Source organism: Streptomyces sp. NPDC002701 (genome assembly GCF_042889045.1).
Taxonomy (GTDB): domain Bacteria; phylum Actinomycetota; class Actinomycetes; order Streptomycetales; family Streptomycetaceae; genus Streptomyces.
This window is the reverse complement of sequence record NZ_JBIAQL010000003.1, coordinates 251,948-275,847: the sequence shown is the minus strand read 5'-3', so window position 1 is coordinate 275,847 and position 23,900 is coordinate 251,948. Positions and strand designations below refer to the sequence as shown.

General features: G+C 72.1%; 20 protein-coding genes. 11 read left to right on the top strand and 9 right to left on the bottom strand.

Going from position 1 to position 23,900, the window contains the following annotated elements; translation table 11 throughout:
* Window positions 1–172 precede the first annotated feature (172 nt).
* Together ACFYXC_RS09645 and ACFYXC_RS09640 are read left to right on the top strand one after the other, a co-directional pair.
* On the top strand, window positions 173–1,039 hold the full coding sequence (locus ACFYXC_RS09645; RefSeq protein WP_389548932.1) for a PHP domain-containing protein: 867 nt from the start codon (window positions 173–175) through the stop codon (window positions 1,037–1,039).
* Window positions 1,040–1,206: 167 nt separating this feature from the next.
* Window positions 1,207–1,812 (top strand): MarC family protein, encoded by a 606-nt coding sequence (locus ACFYXC_RS09640; protein ID WP_388922568.1) that lies wholly within the window; start codon window positions 1,207–1,209, stop codon window positions 1,810–1,812.
* 131 nt (window positions 1,813–1,943) lie between these two features.
* On the opposite strand, the gene ACFYXC_RS09635 is transcribed toward ACFYXC_RS09640, so the two are convergent.
* Entirely contained in the window at window positions 1,944–2,096 is a 153-nt protein-coding gene (locus tag ACFYXC_RS09635; RefSeq protein ID WP_094103735.1) for a hypothetical protein, read from the bottom strand.
* A gap of 212 nt (window positions 2,097–2,308) precedes the next feature.
* Between ACFYXC_RS09635 and ACFYXC_RS09630 the strand changes: the two genes are divergently transcribed.
* On the top strand, window positions 2,309–3,223 hold the full coding sequence (locus ACFYXC_RS09630) for an NYN domain-containing protein (RefSeq protein ID WP_388922565.1): 915 nt from the start codon (window positions 2,309–2,311) through the stop codon (window positions 3,221–3,223).
* Between the two features lie 73 nt (window positions 3,224–3,296).
* Here the strand turns inward: ACFYXC_RS09630 and ACFYXC_RS09625 are convergent, their stop codons facing one another.
* Entirely contained in the window at window positions 3,297–4,166 is an 870-nt protein-coding gene (locus tag ACFYXC_RS09625; protein WP_388922562.1) for an alpha/beta fold hydrolase, read from the bottom strand.
* Between the two features lie 143 nt (window positions 4,167–4,309).
* Complete coding sequence (locus ACFYXC_RS09620; protein WP_389548928.1) at window positions 4,310–6,886, bottom strand: DEAD/DEAH box helicase; 2,577 nt, start codon at window positions 6,884–6,886, stop codon at window positions 4,310–4,312.
* Window positions 6,887–7,365: 479 nt separating this feature from the next.
* Between ACFYXC_RS09620 and ACFYXC_RS09615 the strand changes: the two genes are divergently transcribed.
* On the top strand, window positions 7,366–8,103 hold the full coding sequence (locus ACFYXC_RS09615; RefSeq protein WP_389548925.1) for a ferritin-like fold-containing protein: 738 nt from the start codon (window positions 7,366–7,368) through the stop codon (window positions 8,101–8,103).
* A 281-nt stretch (window positions 8,104–8,384) separates the two neighbouring features.
* Here the strand turns inward: ACFYXC_RS09615 and ACFYXC_RS09610 are convergent, their stop codons facing one another.
* The 4 genes from ACFYXC_RS09610 to ACFYXC_RS09595 all read right to left on the bottom strand — a co-directional run bounded on the left by ACFYXC_RS09610 (window position 8,385) and on the right by ACFYXC_RS09595 (window position 10,258).
* Window positions 8,385–8,657, bottom strand: coding sequence for a hypothetical protein (locus ACFYXC_RS09610; protein ID WP_388922553.1), 273 nt, complete (start codon window positions 8,655–8,657; stop codon window positions 8,385–8,387).
* Between the two features lie 168 nt (window positions 8,658–8,825).
* Window positions 8,826–9,053: a DUF3107 domain-containing protein gene (locus ACFYXC_RS09605; protein WP_055519750.1), complete on the bottom strand. Its 228-nt coding sequence runs from the start codon at window positions 9,051–9,053 to the stop codon at window positions 8,826–8,828.
* Between the two features lie 155 nt (window positions 9,054–9,208).
* Window positions 9,209–9,850 carry a TetR/AcrR family transcriptional regulator gene (locus ACFYXC_RS09600; protein WP_389548922.1) on the bottom strand — a complete coding sequence of 214 codons (642 nt, stop codon included), beginning with the start codon at window positions 9,848–9,850 and terminating at the stop codon, window positions 9,209–9,211.
* A gap of 183 nt (window positions 9,851–10,033) precedes the next feature.
* A complete protein-coding gene (locus ACFYXC_RS09595; protein WP_389548919.1) occupies window positions 10,034–10,258 on the bottom strand; it encodes a hypothetical protein in 225 nt (74 codons plus the stop codon).
* A 235-nt stretch (window positions 10,259–10,493) separates the two neighbouring features.
* Between ACFYXC_RS09595 and ACFYXC_RS09590 the strand changes: the two genes are divergently transcribed.
* From ACFYXC_RS09590 to moeZ, 7 genes are all read left to right on the top strand, one after another.
* Window positions 10,494–11,483 carry an alpha/beta fold hydrolase gene (locus tag ACFYXC_RS09590; RefSeq protein WP_388922543.1) on the top strand — a complete coding sequence of 330 codons (990 nt, stop codon included), beginning with the start codon at window positions 10,494–10,496 and terminating at the stop codon, window positions 11,481–11,483.
* Window positions 11,484–11,626: 143 nt separating this feature from the next.
* Window positions 11,627–13,381 (top strand): DUF3152 domain-containing protein, encoded by a 1,755-nt coding sequence (locus tag ACFYXC_RS09585; RefSeq protein ID WP_389548913.1) that lies wholly within the window; start codon window positions 11,627–11,629, stop codon window positions 13,379–13,381.
* Window positions 13,382–13,940: 559 nt separating this feature from the next.
* The gene (locus tag ACFYXC_RS09580; RefSeq protein ID WP_389548910.1) at window positions 13,941–15,821 is read left to right on the top strand and encodes a DUF3492 domain-containing protein; all 1,881 of its coding nucleotides are present in this window, start codon (window positions 13,941–13,943) and stop codon (window positions 15,819–15,821) included.
* Entirely contained in the window at window positions 15,815–17,374 is a 1,560-nt protein-coding gene (locus tag ACFYXC_RS09575) for a hypothetical protein (RefSeq protein WP_389548907.1), read from the top strand. Before ACFYXC_RS09580 ends, ACFYXC_RS09575 begins: the two co-directional genes overlap by 7 nt.
* Before the next feature lie 150 nt (window positions 17,375–17,524).
* Window positions 17,525–18,484 (top strand): NAD-dependent epimerase/dehydratase family protein, encoded by a 960-nt coding sequence (locus ACFYXC_RS09570; protein ID WP_388912228.1) that lies wholly within the window; start codon window positions 17,525–17,527, stop codon window positions 18,482–18,484.
* The gene (locus ACFYXC_RS09565) at window positions 18,472–19,218 is read left to right on the top strand and encodes a spherulation-specific family 4 protein (protein WP_389548904.1); all 747 of its coding nucleotides are present in this window, start codon (window positions 18,472–18,474) and stop codon (window positions 19,216–19,218) included. The genes ACFYXC_RS09570 and ACFYXC_RS09565 overlap by 13 nt, the downstream gene beginning before the upstream one ends.
* 63 nt (window positions 19,219–19,281) lie before the next feature.
* On the top strand, window positions 19,282–20,460 hold the full coding sequence (gene moeZ / locus ACFYXC_RS09560; protein ID WP_388912235.1) for an adenylyltransferase/sulfurtransferase MoeZ: 1,179 nt from the start codon (window positions 19,282–19,284) through the stop codon (window positions 20,458–20,460).
* 92 nt (window positions 20,461–20,552) lie between these two features.
* On the opposite strand, the gene ACFYXC_RS09555 is transcribed toward moeZ, so the two are convergent.
* Both ACFYXC_RS09555 and ACFYXC_RS09550 read right to left on the bottom strand, forming a co-directional pair.
* Window positions 20,553–22,112 carry an alpha/beta hydrolase gene (locus tag ACFYXC_RS09555; RefSeq protein ID WP_389548901.1) on the bottom strand — a complete coding sequence of 520 codons (1,560 nt, stop codon included), beginning with the start codon at window positions 22,110–22,112 and terminating at the stop codon, window positions 20,553–20,555.
* A gap of 136 nt (window positions 22,113–22,248) precedes the next feature.
* A complete protein-coding gene (locus ACFYXC_RS09550) occupies window positions 22,249–23,799 on the bottom strand; it encodes an alpha/beta hydrolase (RefSeq protein ID WP_389548898.1) in 1,551 nt (516 codons plus the stop codon).
* Window positions 23,800–23,900: the final 101 nt, after the last annotated feature.

Genomic DNA, 23,900 nt, shown 5'->3' with positions numbered 1-23,900 from the left:
GGGGCTTGGGCGCGCGGTTTCCCGCGCCCCTGACGGGGCGTCTGTTCTCGATGCCTCCTCGGGGGAGTGGTCGTAGGGGGTGAGTCGGTGTCGTGGGTGTGACAGGGGGTGTTCCCGGTCCCGTTATCCTTGGGCCGTTCCCTCTGTCCCGCCCGTGTCTGGAGTTCGCGTCGTGCGCATCGATCTGCACTGCCACTCCACGGCGTCCGACGGTACGGACACCCCTGCCGAGCTGGTGCGGAACGCGGCGGCTGCCGGTCTCGACGTCGTCGCGCTGACCGACCACGACACCACCCGCGGATACGCCGAGGCCGTCGCCGCCGTGCCCGCCGGGCTGACGCTCGTCACCGGTGCCGAACTCTCCTGCCGCCTCGACGGCGTCGGCCTGCACCTGCTCGCGTACCTCTTCGACCCCGAGGAGCCGGACCTGCTGCGCGAGCGCGAGCTGGTACGCGACGACCGGGTGCCGCGGGCCCAGGCCATGATCGGCAGGCTGCGGGAACTGGGTGTGCCCATCACGTGGGAGCAGGTGGCACGGATCGCGGGCGGCGGGTCCGTGGGCCGGCCGCACATCGCCACCGCCCTCGTCGAACTGGGTGTCGTGCCCACTGTCTCGGACGCGTTCACGACCGAGTGGCTGTCCGACGGCGGCCGGGCGCACATCCAGAAGCACGAGTCGGACCCCTTCGAGGCGATCCGGCTGGTCAAGGCCGCGGGCGGGGTCACCGTCTTCGCGCATCCCGCCGCGGCCAAGCGGGGACGGACCGTGCCGGAGTCCGCGATCGCCGAACTGGCCGCGGCCGGACTCGACGGGATCGAGGTCGACCACATGGACCACGACCCGGCCACCCGCGCCCGACTGCGCGGACTCGCGGGCGAGTTGGGGCTGCTGCCGACCGGGTCGAGCGACTACCACGGCAGCCGCAAGACGTGTGGACTCGGCGAGTTCACCACGGACCCCGAGATCTACGGCGAGATCACGCGCCGCGCGACGGGCGCGTTCCCCGTCCCGGGCGCGGGCGGCCCAACGAACGCGTAGCGCTCCACAGGCGCAGCGCCTCGAAAGAGCGGCTGCTCCTCCGGGCGTGCCCCGAAAGGGCGCGGGGAACTGCGCGGCCGGCCACGACGCACCCGCAGTCACCCCACGACCCGACACCCACCCATACCCCGTGTCGCCCTCCAACACCCCGCAAGGCGTACCTGCCCATGTTCGACCTCGCCGTCTTCGGCTCCCTCTTCCTCACCCTCTTCGTCATCATGGATCCCCCCGGGATCACCCCGATCTTCCTCGCGCTCACCTCGGGCCGGCCCGTCAAGGTGCAGCGGCGGATGGCCTTCCAGGCCGTCTGCGTGGCCGGCGGGGTCATCACCGTCTTCGGACTGCTCGGGCACCAGATCCTGAACTACCTGCACGTGTCCGTCCCCGCGCTGATGATCGCGGGCGGACTGCTGCTCCTGCTCATCGCGCTCGACCTGCTCACGGGCAAGACGGACGAGCCCAAGCAGACCAAGGACGTCAACGTCGCCCTCGTACCGCTGGGCATGCCGCTGCTCGCCGGTCCCGGCGCGATCGTGTCCGTCATCCTGGCCGTGCAGAAGGCCGACAGCGTGACGCACCAGGTGTCGGTGTGGACGGCGATCCTCGCCATCCACGTCGTGCTGTGGATCGTGATGCGGTACTCGCTGCTGATCATCCGGGTCATCAAGGACGGCGGCGTCGTCCTGGTGACGCGGCTCGCGGGCATGATGCTCTCAGCGATCGCCGTGCAGCAGATCATCAACGGTGTCACCCAGGTCGTCCGGAGCAGCTGAGCCCGGCGCTCTGCTGAGCGGACCGCTCAGCGGGACGCCCGGCCGGCCGTCCGGACGCCCGCCGCAACGCGGAACCCCCGCCCGGCATCGTGCCGGCGGGGGTTCCGAAACTTGTCGAACGACGACCGCTGTTATGAGGCCGAGGCGTCGGCCGGGCGGATCCAGAGGCGCTGCCCGATGGCGGCGGCCTGCTGAACGATCCGGTTGACGGAGGCGGCGTCCACGACGGTGCTGTCCACGGGCGTGCCGTCGACGTCGTCGAGTCGCATGATTTCGAAGCGCAAGGGCTTCTCCCTTCGTCTGGTCATCCTCCTGAAGGAGAACTACTGGTGAGTGGGCCTGCGAGACATCTGGTTCCCGCGTTCCCATGGGAGTCAACGGGATGTTTGTTACGAACATTCCCTACGCTAAAGAAAACTTTCGAACGGCTAATTACTTGCCGGTAATGGAAGCCGGGCGTGTCCGGACGGTCACGCCCTGCGACAATGAGGCGCATATGACTGACGACTTCGCGGCCCCCGACGACCTGGCCGCCCTGGGCGCGCGCGTCGACCGCACGAACGAGCTGCTCCAGCGCATGCTCGCCGAGGTGGCGAAGACGCCGTCGACCCATGCGATCTTCGTCGACGCCGGGTACCTCTACGCGGCCGCGGGCCGGCTCGTCGCCGGGACGGAGGACCGCCGGGCCTTCGAGCTGGACGCCGAGGGACTCATCGACGCCCTCATCGACCGGGCACGCACGATCTTCGCGGACAGCAGGCTGCTGCGGGTCTACTGGTACGACGGGGCCCGGCGCCGCATCCACACCGGGGAGCAGCAGTCCATCGCCGAGCTGCCCGACGTCAAGGTCCGGCTCGGCAACCTCAACGCCAACAACCAGCAGAAGGGCGTCGACTCCCTCATCCGGTCCGACCTGGAGTCGCTGGCCCGGCACCGTGCCATCAGCGACGCGGCGCTCATCGGCGGTGACGAGGACCTGGTCTCGGCGGTCGAGGCGGCGCAGGGGTACGGGGCGCGGGTCCACCTGTGGGGCATCGAGGCGCCGGAGGGCCGCAACCAGGCGGAACCGCTGTTGTGGGAGGTCGACAGCCAGCGCACCTTCGACCTGGAGTTCTTCAAGCCGTACGTGGCCCGGCGGACCGGTACCGCGTACGACACGTCGGCGGTGACCAGGCCCGCCCGGGAGGACGTGCGGTTCGTGGGGGCGCAGATCGCCGCGAAGTGGCTCGGCGCGCGGGGGCGGGAGTCGCTGGCGGAGCTGCTGCCGGGGCACCCGTATCTGCCCGGTCCCGTCGACCAGGAACTGCTCGTGGAGTCCGAGGGACTGCTGCAGTACTCCCTGCGGGGTCAGGCCGATCTGCGGCGGGCGCTGCGGGAGGGTTTCTGGGAGCACCTGCAAGGCCAGTACTAGGCGCTTCTTCTGGATCAGGGCGGACCCGGGCCGATCCAAAGAGACGCGCTCGGCCCTCGCGGTCGGCCCTTTCTCACCCCACCCGGTCCCAGAAAGCGGCCAGCGCCTCGGCCGTCCGCTCGGGGCGGTCGGCGTTGGGCGAGTGCTCGGCGCCGTGCACGACCGTGCGGTGCGCCCCGAGGCGTACGGCCATGTCGTCGAGGAGCGGGACAGGCCAGGTGTCGTCGCTCTCGCCCGACAGGACGTGCACGGGCAGCCGCAGGGCCGCCAGCTCGGCCACCCGGTCGGGTTCCTCGCAGAGCTGCCGCCCCGCGGCGATGAGCTGGGCCGGGCTGTTGCCGAGCCAGCGCCGCCGTAGGTCCTGCTGGTCGTCGAGGCCGGCGTCCAGCTCACCCTGCGCGTCCTCCGGGGCGTCCAGCGCCCGCATCGCCTCCCAGACCTGCGCCATGTCCATCACGGCGAGCGCGTCCCGCAGCAGCTTCACGCGCTGCTGCTGGCCGGGGGAGATCTCCGCGGGCCCGGAGGACACCAGCGTGAGCGACCGGAAACGGTCCGGTGCCAGCAGGACGGCCGCCCGGGCGACCTGTCCGCCGAACGAATGGCCCACCAGGTGGAAACGGTCCTCGGAGCCGTCGGCGAGCGCGTCCAGCTGAGCGAGCACGTCCTGCGCCAGCTCGCCCTGCGCGTAGGGCGTTTCGTCGTCCGGCGGGCCGGGTGACTCGTACTGGCCGCGGCCGTCCACCGCGACGGTCCGGTACCCGGCCGCCGCCAGCGGTTCGTGCAGCGAGATGAAGTCCTCCTTGCTGCCGGTGAACCCGGGCAGCAGCAGCGCGGTCCCCTTCACGGGGGTGCCCGCGTCGATCACGGCGAACTCACCGCGCGCGGTGCCGAGGCGGTACGCGCGGGACCCGGAGGGCGGGACGAAAGTGGCGGGCCTGCTCATGAGGAGGAGGCTATCCGGGGAATCCCACGGAAGGCATACCGGGCGGTAGTACGACCCTGCCGCGGCCGTGCCGCGACCCTGCCGCGCCGGGGAACGCCGACGGCCCGGCCCCCGCCATGGGGACCGGGCCGTCGGACGGGGCGTCAGCTCTCCGCGGGCTCGGCGGACGCGGCCGTCTTGCGTGCGCGGCGGCGCGGCTTGGCCTCCGGCGCGGCCTCGGCCGCCTCCGGGGCTGCCTTCGCGGCCGTCTTGCGGGCGCGGCGCGGCTTGGCCGGAGCCTCGGCGCCGTCCGCCGTGGCAGCCTCCGTGGCCTGGGCCGGGATGTCTGCCTCGGCGACCGCGACCTTACGGGTGCGGCGGCGCGGCTTCGTCTCGGCCGCCTCGGCGGTGTCGACGGCACTCTCCGCACCTTCGGCGGGCGCGGCGGCCTTGCGGGTGCGGCGCGGCTTGGTGGCCGTCGCCGACGGAGCCTCGACCGTCGCCCCCTCGGCGGTGTCCACCGCGGTCTCGGCGGCCTTGCGCGTACGCCGACGCGGCTTGGCCTCCGCGACGGGCGCCTCCTCCGCCACGGCGGCCGGGGCGGCGGGAACCGTCTCGGCGGCCTTGCGGGTGCGGCGGCGCGGCTTGGCCTCGGGCTCCTCCGTCGCCTGCGCCGGGATACCGGCCTCGGCGACCGCGCCGCCCTCGACGGTCTCAGCGGCCTCCGCCGTCTCGACCGCGGCGGCGGCCTTACGGGTCCTGCGGCGCGGCTTGGCCTCAGCGGCCTCGGCGGTGTCCACGGCTGCCTCGGCGGCGGCCGTGGACGCGGCCTTACGGGTGCGGCGCGGCTTGGCCTCGACGGCCTCGACCGGGTCCGCGACGGCTTCCACGGCGGCCTCGGCCGCCTTGCGGGTGCGACGGCGCGGCTTGGTCTCGACGGCCTCGGCCGCCTCCGCGGCTCCCGGCACCTCGACGGCCGTGCCCTCGGCGGTGTCCACCGCGGTCTCAGCGGTCTCGGCGGTCGCGGCCTTGCGGGTGCGGCGGCGCGGCTTGGTGACGACGGCCTCGGCGGCCTCGGGCACCTGGGCCGGTTCGGCCGCGGGGGCCTCCTCGACGACGGCGGCCTCGGACGGCGCGGCCTCCGCCGTGCGGCGGGTGCGACGGCGGCGCGGCTTGGCCTCCGCGTCGGCCACCGGCTCGGCAGCCGGTACGGCGGCGGGCCCGGGGACCTCGACGGTCGTGTCCTCGGACGCCGTGACCGCGGTCGCGGCGGCCTCCGACCCGCTGCCGGCCCGCGTACGGCGACGGCGGCGCGGGGTGCGCGGCTCGGCGGCCGGGACCGGCTCGGCGGTCGCCTCCGGCGAGGACGCGGACTGAGCCGTGGGCTGAACAGCGGTCTGCGGCTCCGCGGCGTCGAGCGCCGTGCCGTTGCGCGTACGACGGCGGCGGCGCGGCGTGCGCGCCGAACGCTCACGGTCACGGTCGCGGTCGGCGACGGGGGCCGGTCCCGAGGGACGGCCGCCCCGGCCACCGCGCGCGCCACGGCCGCCGGTCTCCCCGAGGTCCTCGACGACCTCGGCCGACAGGCCGGCACGGGTGCGCTCGGCACGCGGCAGGACACCCTTGGTGCCCGCCGGGATGTTCAGCTCCTCGAAGAGGTGCGGGGACGTGGAGTACGTCTCCGGCGGGTCGTTGAAGCCGAGGTTCAGCGCCTTGTTGATGAGCTGCCAGCGCGGGATGTCGTCCCAGTCGACGAGGGTGATCGCGATGCCCTTGGCGCCCGCGCGGCCCGTACGGCCGATGCGGTGCAGGTACGTCTTCTCGTCCTCGGGGGACTGGTAGTTGATGACGTGCGTGACGCCCTCGACGTCGATGCCGCGCGCGGCCACGTCGGTGCAGACGAGCACGTCCACCTTGCCGTTGCGGAACGCGCGCAGCGCCTGCTCGCGGGCGCCCTGGCCCAGGTCGCCGTGGACCGCGCCGGAGGCGAAGCCGCGCTGCTGGAGCTGGTCGGCGAGGTCCGCCGCCGTCCGCTTCGTACGGCAGAAGACCATCGCGAGACCGCGGCCGTCGGCCTGCAGTATCCGCGAGACGAGCTCGGCCTTGTCCATGTTGTGCGCGCGGTAGATGTGCTGCTTGGTGTTCGCGACCGTCGCGCCGACGTCGTCGGGCTCCGAGGCGCGGATGTGCGTGGGCTGCGACATGTAGCGGCGCGCGAGACCGATGACCGCGCCCGGCATGGTCGCCGAGAACAGCATCGTCTGACGGCGGACCGGCAGCATGTTCATGATCTTCTCGACGTCGGGCAGGAAGCCCAGGTCGAGCATCTCGTCGGCCTCGTCGAGGACGAGGGCGCGCACGTGCTTGAGGTTCAGCTTCTTCTGGCCCGCGAGGTCCAGCAGCCGGCCCGGGGTGCCGACGACGACGTCGATGCCCTTCTTGAGGGCCTCGACCTGCGGCTCGTAGGCCCGGCCGCCGTAGATGGCGAGGACGCGGACGTTACGGACCTTGCCCGCGGTCAGCAGGTCGTTGGTGACCTGGGTGCACAGCTCGCGTGTCGGGACGACGACGAGGGCCTGCGGGGCGTCGGTCAGCTGCTCGGGCTGCACCCGGCCCGCCTCGACGTCCGCGGGGACGGTCACGCGCTCGAGGAGCGGGAGGCCGAAGCCCAGCGTCTTGCCGGTGCCGGTCTTGGCCTGGCCGATGACGTCGTTGCCCGCGAGGGCGACGGGGAGCGTCATCTCCTGGATGGGGAAGGGACTCGTGATGCCGACGGCCTCGAGGGCCTCGGCAGTCTCGGGAAGGATCCCGAGGTCTCGGAAAGTAGTCAGGGTGCTGCCTCTTCTGTGTACGCGGTGCGAGGCGAGCGCGGGGGTCGTGTCGGGGACCGTGCCGGGGACGACGACCGCTCCTGGGGAGCGGGCCGGGTGGCAAGGGACCACTGCCGACGCTCGAGCGTTCGTACCGCTGAGGGTCCCTCCGGATGCCGTACGCACTGTGCCGTACGGGTGAGGAGGGCTGTCGGGTCGGAGCCGATCGGGCCACCGACCGGGCATCCTCATTCGTGCGGCCCGCCAAGATACGTGGATCACCTCAGCGAGCGCATTACCACCATACCCCGGATCCGCGCATATGCGATGGCCGATTTGGTCACGTAGTCGTCGTCACACTGATTGACCAGGACCTTCCACCGTGCGGTGAGCGGGCTATTGTGCGCTTCATGACGACGCCTGCCAACTCTTCCGACGCACCCGCCGAACCCACCGGAGTCGCCGCCCAGGACTGGGACCGGGCCTCCGTCGACCCCCAGTACCGTGCCGCGGTCGTCGATCTGATCGGCGCGCTCGCGTACGGGGAGCTGGCGGCGTTCGAGCGGCTCGCGGAGGACGCCAAGCTGGCGCCGACGCTCGGCGACAAGGCGGCGCTCGCGAAGATGGCCTCGGCGGAGTTCCACCACTTCGACCAGCTTACGGCCCGGCTGACCGAGATCGGGGCGGAGCCGACGGAGGCCATGGAGCCGTTCGTCGCCGCGCTCGACGGCTTCCACAAGCAGACGGCGCCGTCCGACTGGCTGGAGGGGCTCGTCAAGGCGTACGTCGGTGACTCGATCGCCAGCGACTTCTACCGGGAGGTCGCGGCGCGGCTCGACGCCGACACCCGCAAGCTCGTGCTGGCCGTTCTCGACGACACGGGGCACGCGTCGTTCGCCGTCGAGAAGGTGCGGGCCGCCATCGACGCGGATCCGCGGGTGGGTGGGCGGCTCGCCCTGTGGGCGCGGCGGCTGATGGGCGAGGCGTTGTCGCAGTCCCAGCGGGTGGTGGCCGACCGGGACGCGTTGTCGACGATGCTCGTCGGGGGGGTCGCGGACGGGTTCGATCTCGCGGAGGTGGGGCGGATGTTCTCGCGGATCACCGAGGCGCACACGAAGCGGATGGCTGCGCTTGGGCTGGCCGCCTGAGCCGGTTCGGCTGGCCGCCTGGACCGTTTCGGCTGGCCGCCTGGGCCGGTCGGTGCCGGTCGGTTGTCGTGCCGGCCGGTGGGGGCTGGTCGCGCAGTTCCCCGCGCCCCTTTGGGCGGGGCCTCGCCCGCGCCTTGGGGTGGAGCGTTGTCCGCCGGCCGATGGGGGCTGGTCGCGCCGTTCCTCGCGCCCCTAGGGGCGGGGCTGTGCCCGCGTCATCGGGTGTTGTCCGCGGGGCGGTGGGGGCTGGTCGCGCGGTTCCTCGCGCCCCTGAGGGGGCGTCAGACTGTTGCCGAGTGGTGGTGGCGGAGTCTGCCCGCGGGGCGGAGGAGCAGGGAGACGGAGGCCGCTGCCACGGCGATCGCGCCGAGCATCACCGGCAGGAAGCCGACGGAGCCGAGCGCGGTGTGGGTCAGAAAGGCGCCGAAGAGGCCGCCCGCGACGCCCGTCGACAGGACGAGGCTGCGGACGGGCAGTCGGTGCGGCAGCCGGTACGCGGCTGCCCAGGCCAAGGCCAGACCGAGGATGGCGGAGCCGAGCGCTTCCATGAACATCAGGTGGTCCCTCCCGCACGGCTGTGTGCACTTCGGTCGTAGCCCGTCATACCCGTGACCTGCGGAATGCAATCCTCCTGTGTGGACGCGTTGTGCTCCGTCCGTGAAGTACGCGGGCATGGAAAAGGGGCCCGGCGACTCGATGCCGCCGGGCCCCTCTCCTACGCCCTACAGCGCGCTGAAGCCCACCTTGCGGGCCGTCGGCTCGCCGAGCTCGACGTACGCGAGGCGGTCCGCCGGGACCAGGACCTTGCGGCCGTGGTCGTCCACGAGGCTGAGCAGCTGCGACTTGCCTGCCAGCGCCTCGGACACCGCGCGCTCGACCTCTTCCGGGGTCTGACCGCTCTCCAGAACGATCTCGCGGGGCGCGTGCTGCACGCCGATCTTGACCTCCACGGCTATGTCCCTCCGACGGTCACTGATGTGCGCGTTCGTCCGCGCCGTACGCAGCACACATTAGCCCGGTGAGGGGACCCGCACGCTCCGCCGGAGAACGCCAGGAGCGAACACCTCGTGGGAACAAAAAGGGGAACGAGGTGTCGCCGGTGACGTCAGTGGTGCTCGGTGCTGTGCAACGGAAATCCCGCGATGCCCCGCCACGCCAGCGAGGTCAGCAGCTGCACCGCCTGGTCGCGCGGCACGCTGCGGTCGCTGTGCAGCCACGAACGGGCCACCACCTGGGCGAGTCCGCCCAGACCCGAGGCGAGCAGCATCGACTCGGCCTTGGACAGGCCGGTGTCCTCCGCGATGACCTCGCAGATCGCCTCCGCACACTCGAACGTGACCTTGTCGACCCGCTCGCGCACCGCCGGCTCGTTCGTCAGGTCCGACTCGAAGACCAGCCGGAAGGCGCCGCCGTCGTCCTCCACGTACGCGAAGTAGGCGTCCATGGTGGCCCGTACCCGCAGGCTGTTGTCCGTGGTGGACGCCAGCGCGGCCCGCACGGCCATCAGCAGTGACTCGCAGTGCTGGTCCAGCAGGGCGAGGTAGAGGTCGAGTTTGCCGGGGAAGTGCTGGTAGAGCACCGGCTTGCTGACGCCCGCGCGTTCGGCGATGTCGTCCATCGCGGCCGAGTGGTATCCCTGTGCAACGAACACTTCCTGGGCGGCGCCGAGGAGCTGGTTGCGTCGGGCACGGCGCGGCAGGCGTGTGCCCCGCGGGCGTGCCGCCTCTGTCTGCTCGATGGCTGTCACGCCGCCTCCCAAAATCGTCCACATGCGGTGAGCGCCGCGCGGCCATCGTACTTTTCGGTAACCGTGGTGTGCGCGCTGCGAGCGGAGAATTTCACGGACCGGACGCCGGTGAAACCGTGCAGACCGCGCCATACAGGGGCATGGCGGGCTCGTACGGCTCCCGGGGTGTGCCCGGGGCGCGGTTCACCGGTAGTCGTCCTCGTCGAGTTCCACGATCCTGGCCTGCTCGACGAGGTCCGCCTCGCTGGCCTTGTCCGGCTCCACGCCGGTCAGCGGGTCGTCCCTGCGGGGTGCGAGGTCCTTGTGCTGTTCGGCGGCGTCGGCCTCGGGGGCCTCCACGCCGATCTCGTTGCCGTCGGTGTGGTCCGTGTCCTCGAGTGCCTCGGGGTCGGTGCGGTCGGCAGTCATGTGTCCTCTTCCCGAGTGGTGCGTGTGCGCTCTTGCACGAGTACGAGTGCCCACGTTCACGAAGCGTATGAGACCCACAAGGGGTGCGCCATGTGATCCGGCCGCGCCCGGGCCGAGCAGCACGCCGCGGGTCCGTGGCCGCGGTGGTGCGGCCCCGTGGTGCGGCCGGGTGCCGACCGGCTCCTGTGACCGCGAACACACGATCCAGTGCGTGATCGTCTCGTAACATTGCCGCATGTCTTCGACCGAACTCCCGTCCGTGCTGGCCACCTCAGTCGCGCCGAAGGTCAGTTCCGTCCGGGTGGCGGCGGGGGAGCGGCTGCGCACGGTCGGGCTCCCCGGGATCACGCTGACGGTCCGTTCGAGACCGCCGGCCCGGCAGGGGCTGCCGCCCGCGCTGTACGTGCACGGGCTGGGCGGTTCCTCGCAGAACTGGTCGGCGCTCATGCCGCTCCTCGACGGACTCGTGGACAACGAGGCCCTCGACCTGCCGGGCTTCGGCGACTCGCCGCCGCCGGACGACGGCGACTACTCGGTGACCGGGCACGCGCGCGCGGTCATCCGCTATCTGGACGCGTCCGATCGGGGGCCCGTCCACCTCTTCGGGAACTCGCTGGGCGGGGCCGTCGCGACGCGCGTCGCCGCCGTACGGCCCGATCTCGTGCGCACACTCACGCTGGTCTCGCCGGCGCTCCCGGAGATCCGCGTGCAGCGCAGCGCCATACCGACGGCGCTGCTCGCCGTGCCCGGCGTGGCGGCCATGTTCACCAGGTTCACCAAGGGCTGGTCCGCCGAGCAGCGCGTACGGGGCGTCATGGCGCTCTGCTACGGGGACCCCGGCATGGTGACGCCCGAGGGGTTCCGCAACGCGGTCGAGGAGATGGAGCGGCGCCTCGCCCTTCCCTACTTCTGGGACGCCATGGCACGCTCGGCACGCGGCATCGTGGACGCGTACACGCTGGGCGGCCAGCACGGACTGTGGCGCCAGGCCGAGCGGGTGCTCGCGCCCACCCTCCTCGTCTACGGAGGCCGTGACCAACTCGTCTCGTACCGTATGGCGCAGCGTGCGGCCCGTGCCTTCCGGGATTCCCGGTTGCTCACGTTGCCTGACGCGGGCCATGTGGTGATGATGGAGTACCCGGAGACCCTGGCCACGGCCTTCCGCGAACTCCTCGCGGACACAGGTGAGTTGGCCGACACCGGTACTACCGGCGCGAGGAGCTGAAGCGGGACGTGGGACGTCACAGCCGGCGCGGGCCAGCCCCCAAGGGCGGCACCGCCGACGCACCTACGGTTCCGGCTGCCCGGACCCAGCCGGGCGCGACAGGGGCAGGAGCAGGGACAGGAGCAGGGGCTGGGGCCCGTCGGGTGCCCCGACTGCCCGAGGGGTGGGTCCCGCAGGGGTCCTCCGGCGAGCAGGCGGCTCAGGCCGGGCAGAGCGATCCGCGTCCCGCCGGCCGGCCGGCCGCGGGCGGGGACTCCCGGTACGCCGGCGGAGCTGCCCAGCGCCCGAACCCGTACCCGGGCCGGCAGCAGGGCGACCACCAGGGACAGCGCGCGAACCAGCGCCCGGACCAGCACGCGAACGCGCAAAGGGACCAGTACCCGAACCCTTACGGGGACGGGACGCGGGCCGGGGGACCGCCCAGGCTGCCCGACGGCACGCCCGCGCACGGATTCCCGCGCCTGCCGGACGGGACGCCCGCGCACGGGTCTCCGCGGGTCCAGGACGGCACGCCGGCCCACGGATTCCCCCGGCTGCCGGACGGCACTCCGGCTCACGGGTTTCCGCGCCTGCCGGACGGCACCCCCGCTCACGGGTTTCCGCGGCTGCCCGACAGCGCCCCGGCTCGTGGTGGGCCGCGTGCCGCCGGCGGCGCCCCGGCGCCCGGCACGCCCCGTGTCCGCGGTGGGCATCCCGAGCAGCACGAGTCCGGCGGCGGCTGGGGCGAGACGCGGTCGGGCACCGGACACGGAGCGCCGCGGACCTCTCCGCAAGGACCGCCGCAGCGCCCACCGCAGGGCCCGCCCCAAGGGCCCCCGCGCGGTCCCGCCCCCGGTGGGCCCCGGGACCGCCCGGAACCTCCGATCCCCGGACAGCGGTACGCGCCGACCGCGGTCGGCGGCGGCCCCCGGCAGGCATACGTCGACGCCTTCGCCGAGGACGACGACAGTGGCGCGCCCCGCCCCGCCGGAGCGGCGGCAGCCCCGCGCGCGAACCCCTTCGCCCCCGTCACCGACCGGGACGACGAGGTCGAGCACAAGGCGCCGCCCAAGGGGCCGGGGAGTCCCGGGACATCGCCGGACAAGGCCAGGGGCGGTAAGGGCCGGGCGTTCACCGGCATCGCGGCCGCCGCCGTCACCACCGTCCTGGCCGTCGTCGTGGCAGGTCACGTCGCCGGTGGGAGCGAGGACGACACCGCCCGCCCGCAGGCGACCGGTGGCGCTGGCGCGGAGGCCGACGACTACGCCTCACGCACCGACAAACGGCCGGTCCCGTCCGTGCAGCCGAGCGCGGCGACGCTGTCGTACGCCCAGCAGATGGCGGTCAAATACCCCCTCGCGGCCGGGCTCAAGGGCGGCGGGAGGTTCGAGGCGGTTCCCGGCCTCGACAAGGCACCGGGAACCGGGCAGAAATTCACCTATCGTGTCGACGTCGAGAAGGCGCTCGGCCTCGACGGAAAGCTTTTTGCGCAGGCCGTGCAGAAAACCCTGAACGACAAGCGGAGCTGGGCCCACGGCGGTGGCCGCACCTTCGAGCGGATCTCCTCCGGACAGCCCGACTTCGTCATCACGCTGGCCAGTCCCGGCACGACCGCGTTCTGGTGCGCCAAGTCGGGTCTCGACACCACCCAGGACAACGTCTCCTGCGACTCGGCCGCCACCGACCGCGTGATGATCAACGCGTACCGCTGGGCCCAGGGCTCGGAGACGTACGGGGACAAGATGTACGCGTACCGCCAGATGCTGATCAACCACGAGGTGGGCCACCGGCTCGGATACGGGCATGTGAGCTGCAGCGTCGACGGAGGACTGGCCCCCGTCATGCAGCAGCAGACCAAGTTCCTGGACCACGACGGGATCAGCTGCCGACCCAACCCCTGGCCGTTCCCTTCTAGTTGATCGGTCGGGTTCGGGCGGGTTCGGTCGGCTTCGGCCGAGTTCGGGCAGGTGCAATCGGGTCCAGCCGGGTCGGACAGGCGGGCCGGTCGCTTTCCGCGGCATCGCAGTTCACTCACCTGGGTGAAACCGCGAGCGGGGAAAGGCCGAAACCCGCCGCCGGGGGCGCGTGGGGAACCGCTGGAGCGGGTGGGGCTCGAAGGGGCGCACTGCGACCGCTGCCCGCACGATTTCAGCGGCGGCCGGCGCCGGCGCGTGGGTGCCGCACGGGCCGTTGCTGTCACCGTCCCCGTCGCCGCACTGGAGTCGGCGGTCGCGGCCGTCCGTCGTGCCCCCCGTCGCGCCGGTCGTCAACAACTGGCCGCGCCATGACGAAACGTGTTCGGTTGATCTCTTAGCGCGACGGAACGCGACCCGCACGGAAAAGTTACGACCGTTCACCCCTTCTGGTGGTGCGACGGACAACCGTCCGTCGCACCCCCGCCATGTCCGCATACGTTCGTCCCGCTGCGAGCCGCCGGGTCAACGGCGGCTCCCCATACGGGAGATCGGGGGTGCGCTCGTGCGCATCGGACTGCTTACGGAGGGTGGCTATCCGTATGTGAGCGGTGAGGCCAGGCTCTGGTGCGACCGGCTCGTGCGCGGGCTCGGGCAGCACGAGTTCGACATCTACGCCCTGAGTCGCAGCCAGCAGCAGGAGGACGAGGGCTGGATCCAGCTCCCCTCCCAGGTCAGTCGTGTGCGTACCGCCCCGCTCTGGACGGCGGACGACGACGGCGTCGGCTACGGGCGGCGGGCACGCCGCCGGTTCGCCGACTGTTACGCGGAGTTGGCGGCCGCCATATCCGCGGCCGACGCCCCCGGTGGCGCAGTCGCACACGGCGCCGCGAACACCCCCGACGGGGTCCGCGAAGACGAGCGACCCGTCGAAGGCGCCCCGGCCGATGTGGCGGACCGTTTCGGCGGCGCGCTGTACGGGCTCGCCGAACTGGCCCGGGACGAGGGCGGCCTCGTCGGCGCCCTCCGCTCCGAGACCGCCGTGCGCGCCCTCGAACGCGCGTGCCGCGCGCCGGGCGCGCTGCGTGCCGCGCGCACCGCCCGCGTGCCCGACCTGCTCACCGTCGCCGCCCAGGTGGAACGCGCGCTGCGCCCACTCTCCCTCGACTGGTACAAGGACGACGGGCTCGACTCGGTCGACCTGTGCCACGCCACGTCCGGCGGCGCCGCGGCCCTGCCGGGGCTGCTCGCCCGCCACTTCGCGGGCGTACCGCTGCTGGTCACGGAGTACGGGGTGCAACTGCGGGCGCACTACCTGGGCCCGCGGGACGATCTGGAGGGCCGCGCGGCGTCGGCTCCGGCGCGGGCACTCCTCGCGGCGTTCCACGGCAGGCTCGCCGCGGAGGCGTACCGGCGGGCCGCCGTCATCACACCCGGCAACACGCACGCCCGCCGCTGGCAGGAGCGCTGCGGCGCCGACCGCGCCAAGATCCGTACCGTCTATCCCGGCATGGAGGCGTCCCGCTTCTCGGAGGTGGGCGAGAGCGCCGAACACGCCGACCCCGACACCCTGGTGTGGGTCGGACGCATCGAGCCCGCCAAGGACCTGGACTCGCTGCTGCACGCCTTCGCGGAGATCCGCAGGCGGGAACCGAAGGCGCGGCTGCGGATCGTCGGCGCGCCCGCCGACGGGCCGGAGGGCGCCACCTATCTGGCGCACTGCAAGGCCCTGGCCGCACAGCTCTTCCCGGGCGGGACCGACGCCGTACACGGCGTCGGCGACCACCCCGTCTCCTTCGAGGAGATCGGCGGACCGGAGGTACCCACCCTCCCCGAGGCATACGCGGCGGGTGCCCTCGTGGTCCTCTCCAGCGCCGTCGAGGGCTTCCCGATCAGCCTCGTCGAAGCGATGTTCTCCGGACGCGCCACGGTCTCCACGGACGTCGGCGCGGTCGTCGAGGTCATCGGCGGTACGGGGCTCGTGGTCCCGCCGCGCGATCCGCGGGCGCTCGCGGAGGCGTGCGTCGCCCTGCTGCGTGATCCGGAACGCCGGTCCCGCCTGGGTGCCGCGGCCCGCGCCCGGGCCCTCGAACTGTTCACCGTCGAGCAGAACATCATGGCATTTCATGGCATTTACCTCGAAATCCTCTCGCAGTGTCCGGTTCCCCGGGTCGTGGTCGGCGAGACGGGCGAGCCGCTGCCGTTCGCCGTACCCGCCGAAGCCCATGTGCCAGGACGGCGGTCGGAGTCCGGCACGCGCCAGGCGGCCGGAAGGCCGATTCCGGGATGGGCGGCGGGACCACCGGTGCAGAGCGTTCCGCTGGGGTACGCCCCCGGATCGGCCACGGCCGCGCCTGCCGCGCCCACCACGTCCGCTGCTTCCGGCGCGTCTGCTGCTTCCGCCGTGTCGGGTGAGCCGGTGCAGGTGGGGGAGGGGGCATGGTGACCCGGGAGCCGGGTGACCTCGGAAAGCGCCGGGAAGCGGACGCCGAGGTGGGTGAGACGCGCGTGATGGACATCCAGCCGGGCGAGACACGCGTGGTGGATGTCCAACTGGGCGAGTCGAGGATCGCGGACGCCCGACGAGAAGGATCGGACCGGATGGACCGGACGGTCCGGACGGATGGTCCGGGCGACCCGCACGGCCACGACTGGCACGACCACGACTCGCACGACCCGACGGACGACTCGCAGGACCGGGCGGGCGCCGCGGCCCACGCCGTGCAGGTGTGGAAGGACCCGTCGACGACGGCGGACACCCGGCTCAGATGGGACGCCGTGACGGTCACCGAGGACGCTCCCGTCACCGGCCGCCGAGCCTCCGGTCCCGTGGGCGAAGCGGCAGCCTCCGACCGAGGGCTCCCGGCCGGCCTGCCGCAGCCTCCCGCCGATCACGCGCCCTCCGCCCCTGGTGGTACCGCCGACCCGGTGAAGGCCCTGATGCACAGGCACAGGGAACTGTGCGAGCGCGCGGTGGACCCGCTGGAGATCGCGGCGGGCCTGGAGGCGCACGGGGTGACCGACCGGACCGCCACGCGCTTCCGGCACCGGGACGTCTTCTCGCTCGCCGAGGAGATGTACGCACGGGTGCCTCGCGCCGCGGACACCGCACCACCGTCCGCGACACCCGGCACCTTCGGGTTCCGCGCCGACTGGGCCGTACTCGCGCTGCTGCCGGGCGTTCTGTGCGCGGCGGTCGTGACCGGCGTGCGGTACACCGAGGGGCAGCCACGCCTCACGGTGACCGTCATCGGCGTGCTCGCCGTGGCCCTCGGTCTGCGAGGGGCCTTCGGCCGCGGCCCGCTGCACGTCAAGGAGGCGTGGTCGCCGGCACCGTCCACCCGCGCGTGGACCTACTGGCTCATCGCCTACGCCCTTCTCGGCGACGGTCTGCTCACCGCGGGTCTGGCGGGCGGCCCCCACGGACCGCCCACCGGCAGCTCCGACAGTTCCTGGCCGATCGCCCTGGCGTCCGTCGTGACCATCACCGCGGCCTGCGCGCCCGCCGCCTGGTGCGCGCACCTCTTCGCCGTCCGCGCCCGGCGCCGACTCGCCACCAGCCGCGCCCTGGAGGACTTCGCCGCTTCCGTGCGGCCGCTGCTCCTCGGCGTGATCGCGCTGTACCTCTGCGCCCTCGGCGGCCTGCTCACCCTGAGCGGCGCGGTACTGGACGAACCCGCCGCATACGCCGGAGCCGGCGCCCTCGGCGCGCTCCTCCTGCTGGCCCGGCTTCTCGCCGCGCACGGATTCACGCACGCTCCCGCCGTCGTCCTCGCGATGGCCGGTGTGGGCGAGACGCTGGCCATCGCGAGCGTCTTCGCGGCCCGGCTGCCCGGCTGCGAGGTGCTGGCCGTGCCCGTCGAGACGGTGACCGACGCCTGGGGGGCGGGCGCGGTCCCGGGGCTCGTGTGCGGGGCCGCGGCGCTCGTCCTGCTGCTCCACGCCTCCAGGACCCTCACCCGGGCCTCGGCCCACGCGGCACGCGGCGACGCGCCGTGAACCGCCACCGACTCTCGGCCCCCACGCCGAGCGCACTCCCTCCCGCGGGGCCGACACCGCGGGCCTTCCACACGCCCCACGGCAACACCCTGAAGGAGAACGCCAGATGATCACCCTCCGCATCGGAGAGTCCGTTCCGGGAGCCGCCCGATGAGGGTGCTGCTGATCGGAGCCAACGGATACCTGGGCCGGTTCGTCGCCGACCGACTCCTCGCCGACCCGGCCGTGCAGCTCACCGCACTCGGCCGGGGCGACGACGCGGACGTACGCTTCGACCTCGCCAGCGGTAGCCCGGGAGCGCTCACCCGTTTCCTGGACGCGGTGCACCCCGGGGTCGTCGTCAACTGCGCCGGTGCCACCCGCGGAGGCGCCCGCGAGCTCACCCGGCACAACACCGTCGCCGTCGCCACCGTCTGCGAGGCCCTGCGCCGCAGCGGATGCGGAGCGCGCCTCGTGCAGATCGGCTGCGGCGCGGAGTACGGCCCCAGCCAGCCCGGATCCTCCACGGCCGAGGACGCCGTGCCCCGCCCCGGCGGCCCCTACGGCGTCAGTAAACTCGCGGCCACCGAACTGGTCCTCGGATCCGGCCTGGACGCCGTCGTCCTGCGGGTGTTCTCGCCCGCCGGACCCGGCACCCCGGCAGGCTCTCCCCTCGGACGCCTCGCCGAAGCCATGCGCCGCGCCATGCAGTCCGGCGACGGCGAGCTCAAACTCACCGGCCTCGGCGTCCAGCGCGACTTCATCGACGTACGCGACGTCGCCCGTGCCGTCCATGCCGCCTCCCTCTCCGCCGCCCAGGGCGTCATCAACATCGGTTCCGGCCGCGCCGTACGCCTGCGCGACGCCGCCTCCGTCCTCGCGCGCGTCGCCGGTTACGCCGGAGCCCTGCACGAACTCGACGGACCTCCCGGCCCCGCCAGGCCATCCATCGGGCACCCCCGCTCCGAAACAGAGCACACGGCCCCGGCCGCGTACCCCTACCCGGACGGCTGCGGCAGCTGGCAGCAGGCCGACGTGCGCACCGCACGCGACCGGCTCGGCTGGCGGCCCCGGATCAACCTCGAGGAATCCCTCGCAGACATCTGGATGGAGGCCGCATGCCGTATCTGACCAGCACCGCGACGGGCACCGCCACCACGGACCTGAGGATCGGTTTCGGGATCCCCGGCTATGCGCACCCCCTGGTCGCCCCGGTCGAATGGAGCGAACTCACCCGCCCCGGAACGCCCCTGCACTGGGTCGTCCTGAACGTCTCCGACGGCCCCGGCGCACGTCCCGACCCGCACTGTCTCGAAGCCGCCGGACGTCTGCGCAACGCGGGCGTCCGCGTCATCGGCCACCTGGACGTGACGTACGGCGCGCGCTCGTTCGGTGAACTCGTCTCCGACGCGCACCGTTATCTCGACTGGTACCAGGTCGACGGCTTCTTCCTGGACCGCTGTCCCACAGAGCGGACAGCGCTTCCTGAGGTCCGGCGCACGGTCGGCACCCTGCGGTCGCTCGGCGACGGCCACATCGTCCTCGGTCACGGCACCCATCCGTATCCCGGCTATGCCGAGACCGCCGACCAGTTGGTGACCTTCTCCGGACCCTGGAGCGACTACCGCTGGTCGCAGGTGGCGGAATGGACCGCCGAGCACCCGCCCGACCGCTTCTGCCACTTCGTGCACGGCGTGCCCCGCGGCCATCTCGACGAGGCGCTGCGCATCGCCCGCTGGCAGGGCGCCTCCACGATCTACCTCACCGACCGCACGGACCGCGGCGCTTCGGGAGACCCCTGGGAGAGCCTGCCCGGCTACTGGGACGATCTCGTCTCGCGGATCGGAACGGGTGTCTCGGAATGAAGAAGGGCGTGGCAGTGTTACGGGGAGAACAACTGTAGTGATTGACCGACCAACGGAGTCCCCGTGTCGCTGCCACCCCTGGTCGAGCCAGCTGCTGAGCTCACCGTAGACGAGGTCCGCAGGTACTCCCGCCACCTGATCATCCCCGACGTGGGCATGGACGGGCAGAAGCGGCTGAAGAACGCCAAGGTGCTGTGTGTCGGCGCCGGCGGCCTGGGCTCGCCGGCGCTGATGTACCTGGCCGCCGCGGGCGTGGGCACGCTCGGCATCGTGGAGTTCGACGAGGTCGACGAGTCGAACCTGCAGCGCCAGATCATCCACAGCCAGGCGGACATCGGCCGCTCGAAGGCGGAGTCGGCCCGCGACAGCGTGCTCGGTATCAACCCTTATGTGAACGTGGTCCTTCACGAAGAGCGGCTCGAGGCCGAGAACGTGATGGAGATCTTCAGCCAGTACGACCTGATCGTCGACGGCACGGACAACTTCGCGACCCGCTACCTGGTCAACGACGCGTGCGTGCTGCTCGACAAGCCGTACGTCTGGGGCTCGATCTACCGCTTCGACGGCCAGGCTTCCGTCTTCTGGTCCGAGCACGGCCCCTGCTACCGCTGCCTGTACCCGGAGCCCCCGCCCCCGGGCATGGTTCCCTCCTGCGCCGAGGGCGGCGTCCTCGGCGTACTGTGCGCGTCCATCGGCTCCATCCAGGTCAACGAGGCCATCAAGCTCCTCGCGGGCATCGGTGAGCCGCTCGTCGGCCGCCTGATGATCTACGACGCGCTGGAGATGCAGTACCGCCAGGTCAAGGTCCGCAAGGACCCGAACTGCGCGGTCTGCGGCGAGAACCCCACCGTCACCGAGCTCATCGACTACGAGGCTTTCTGCGGCGTCGTGTCCGAGGAGGCCCAGGAGGCGGCCGCCGGCTCGACGATCACTCCCAAGCAGCTCAAGGAGTGGATCGACGACGGCGAGAACATCGAGATCATCGACGTCCGCGAGATCAACGAGTACGAGATCGTCTCGATCCCGGGCGCCAAGCTGATCCCGAAGAACGAGTTCCTCATGGGCACCGCCCTGGAGACTCTCCCGCAGGACAAGAAGATCGTCCTGCACTGCAAGACGGGTGTCCGCAGCGCGGAGGTCCTCGCGGTCCTCAAGTCGGCCGGATTCTCGGACGCCGTGCACGTGGGCGGCGGCGTGATCGGCTGGGTCAACCAGATCGAGCCGGCGAAGCCCGTGTACTAGGCGCAGACCTGGTGGTGAAGAGGGGCTCGGCACCGCGTGTGCCGGGCCCTTCCCCGTCATACGGGCCGTCGCCGGTCCCGCCGCCGGGACCTCTACCGGGCGCAGACCTTGCCGTCGTCCGGCACCGTGCCGTCCAGCAGGTAGTCGTCCACCGTGCTGTCGACGCAGTCGCTCCCGCTCCCGTACGCCCCGTGACCCTCGCCCTTCCAGGTGAGCTGCACACCGACGCCCTTGCCCAGCTCGTCCGCCATCTTGCGCGCACCCTCGTACGGTGTCGCCGGGTCGCCGGTGTTGCCCACCACCAGGACGGGCTTCGCGCCGGGTGCGGACACCTCCGGTGTCTCGTGCTGTCCGGCCACCGGCCAGTCGTGGCACCAGCCGGCTGTGTCCCAGCCCATCGAGTCCCCGAACACGGGTGAGATCTTCCGGAACTCGGCGAGTTTCCTCTTCGCCTCCTCGGGCGTCGGCCGCTCCTTGTCGTCCAAGCACGATATGACCCGTTGGGAATGCGTGGTCGTGCCGTAGCGGCCGGAGGCGTCACGGTCGTTGTAGCTGTCGGCCTGCGCGAGCAGTTCCGTACCGTCGCCGTCCTCGGCGGCTTCGAGGGCGCCGGTGAGGGCGGGCCACGACGACTTGCTGTAGAGCGGATAGACGATGCCCGTGAGGGCCAACTGCTGCGTGAGGTCGCGGCCGCTCGAGGTCGGCAGAGGTTCGGAGTCGATGCGCTTCAGGAGCGCCGCGATCTTCCGCGAGCCCTCCTCGGGGTCCTGGCCGGTGGATTCGAGGTAGTCCTCCAGAGCCCGCTGGAAGCCTCTGGCCTGGTTCTCCGCATGGCCCACCGTGCCGGCGCTCGGGTCGACGACCGCGTCCAGGACCAGCCGCCCCACGTTCCCGGGGAACAGGTGGGCGTACACGCCGCCCAGTTCGGTGCCGTACGAGATGCCGAAGTAGTGCATCTTCCGGTCGCCGAGGACATGCCGCATCAGGTCCATGTCCCGGGCCGTGTCGGTGGTCGACACGTGGCTGAGGAGCTTGCCCGCCGACTTCTGGCAGCCCTGGCCGAAGTCCTTGGCGTCCTTGAGGAACGCGGTCTCCTCGGCGGGCGTGTCCGGTGTGGTGTCGACCGACTCGGCTGCCTGCATGGCCTTGTCGCTGCGGCAGCGCACGCCCTCGCTGGCGGCGACGCCGCGCGGGTCCCAGCTGACCAGGTCGTACCGCTCGTGGAACGTGGCGAACGTCGGCCCGTACGGCGGCAGGTAGTCGACGCCCGAGCCGCCCGGACCGCCGAAGTTGAACAGCAGCGAACCGATGCGGTCCTTCGAGGATCCGCTCGCCTCACTGCGGATCAGGGCCAGCCCGATGGTCTCGCCCGTCGGCTTCGCCCAGTCCAGCGGCACCTTGAGCGTCGCGCACCGCCAGTCCCCGCCCGGCGCGGGGCCCGTCTCCGTGGCTTTGCAGCCGCTCCAGTCGAGCTTCTGCGAGGTGAGTGAGGCGGGCAGTCCCGGCATCGCGTCGGAGGAGGGCGCCGCGGCCGGCGGCTTGCCGGCGTCGTCGTTCTTGTCGTTCCCGTCGTCGCTCCCGGACGAGCCGCTGCAGCCGGCCACCAGCAACGCGGCGGCGGCCAGTGCCGTCCACCGTGCGATACGCGCCATGAACTTCCCCCCTCGCATCGTCGTCCGCCGGATGTCGCGGATGACAGTCAGGCCATAGTAGGCAGAACTCCGCGAACACGGCCGAGCCCTGTGGATAACTGTCTGACCTGCTGGTTAGCGGGTTGTGCCCAGGCTTTCAGGAGCAGACCCGGCCGGTCGGCGGGACCTTGCCGTCCAGCAGATAGCCGTTCACCGCGTCGCGCACGCACGTGTTCCCGCTGTCGTACGAGCCGTGTCCCTGACCCTTGTACGTCAGCTCGACACCGACGCCCTTGCCCAGCGACTCCGCCATCTTCCGGGCGCCCTCGTACGGCGTCGCCGGGTCGCCGGTGTTGCCGACCACGAGGATCGGTGCCGAACCGGCGGCACGCACGTCGGGGTGGTCGGCGGCGCCCGCCACCGGCCAGTCGGTGCATCCGACCATGCCCCACGCCAGATAGTCGCCGAAGAGGGGAGACGCCTTACGGAACTCCGGCAGCTTCGCCCGCACGTCGGCGACGGTGTAGCGCGGTCTGTCGTCCGCACAGTTGATGGAGACGTTGGCGGCGCTGATGTTGCTGTACTCGCCGTCCTGATTCCGACCGTTCAGCGAGTCGGACAGCAGCATCAGCACCTTGCCGTCCCCTTCGTACGCCTGCTGGAGTCCTTCGACGAGGTACTCCCAGAAATCCTGCGAGTACAGGGACTGCGCGATGCCGCTGGTGGCGGCGGTCTGGGTGAGCTCGCGCGGGAAGACACCCGGGATCGGCCTGGTGTCCAGGTCCTTGAGCAACTGGGCGATGCGGTCCTTGACGTCCTGTGCGCTGTCGCCGAGCGGACACTCCTGCGGCTTCGAGGCGCAGTCCTCGGCGAAGTTGTCCAGTGCGAGCTGGAAACCCTCGGCCTGCCCCAGAGACCCCTGTTCGGGGCTCTGCGTCGGGTCCACGACCGCGTCGAAGACGGCCCGACCCACCTTCTCGGGGAACAGATGGGCGTACACGCCGCCCAGTTCGGTGCCGTACGAGATGCCGAAGTAGTGCAGTTCGTCGTCGCCGAGGACCTGGCGCATCAGGTCCATGTCGCGGGCCGCGTCGGTGGTGCGCACGTGCGGCAGGACCTTCCCGGAGTTGCTCTCGCAGGCGTCGTTGAACTCCTTCAGGTTGTCCAGCAGGGTCCGCTCCTCGGCGTCGTCGTCCGGGGTGGCGTCCTGCTGGAAGTACGCGTCGAGCTGTTCGTCGCTCTCGCACTTCACACCGGCACTGCGGCCGACGCCGCGCGGATCGAAACTGACCAGGTCGTAGCGCGTGCGCAGTTGCTCGTAGTCCTGGCCGAACGCGGGCAGCGTGGTCACGCCGGAACCGCCCGGACCGCCGAAGTTGAAGAGCAGCGAACCGATGCGCCGGTTCTCGGCGCCGCTCGCCCCGGCGCGGATCAGCGCGAGCTCGATGGTGTCCCCCTTGGGTTCGTCCCAGTCGAGGGGCGCTTTCAGCGTCGCGCATCTCCAGGTGCCGCCGTCCGGGAGCGGCGACGGGGCGTCCCCGCCGCCCTCGGCCCCGGACGGTTCCGGGCAGTCCTTCCAGCTGAGCTTCTGCGCCGACAGGTCCCGGTCCTCGGAGCCGCCGTCGTCGCCGCAGCCGGCGAGGGCCGCCAGCAGCAGGAGGGCGGTGGCGGTCCGAGCGGTGGCACGTGGCGGGGCAGGGTTCGGCATGTCCCCATCCTGAGGTCGCCCGGCACGGGCCGCTCGGGGCGCGGGCCGTGCGGGTGAGGACCCCGGGACACCAGGGCCCGGTGGCTCCAGCAGGACCCCGT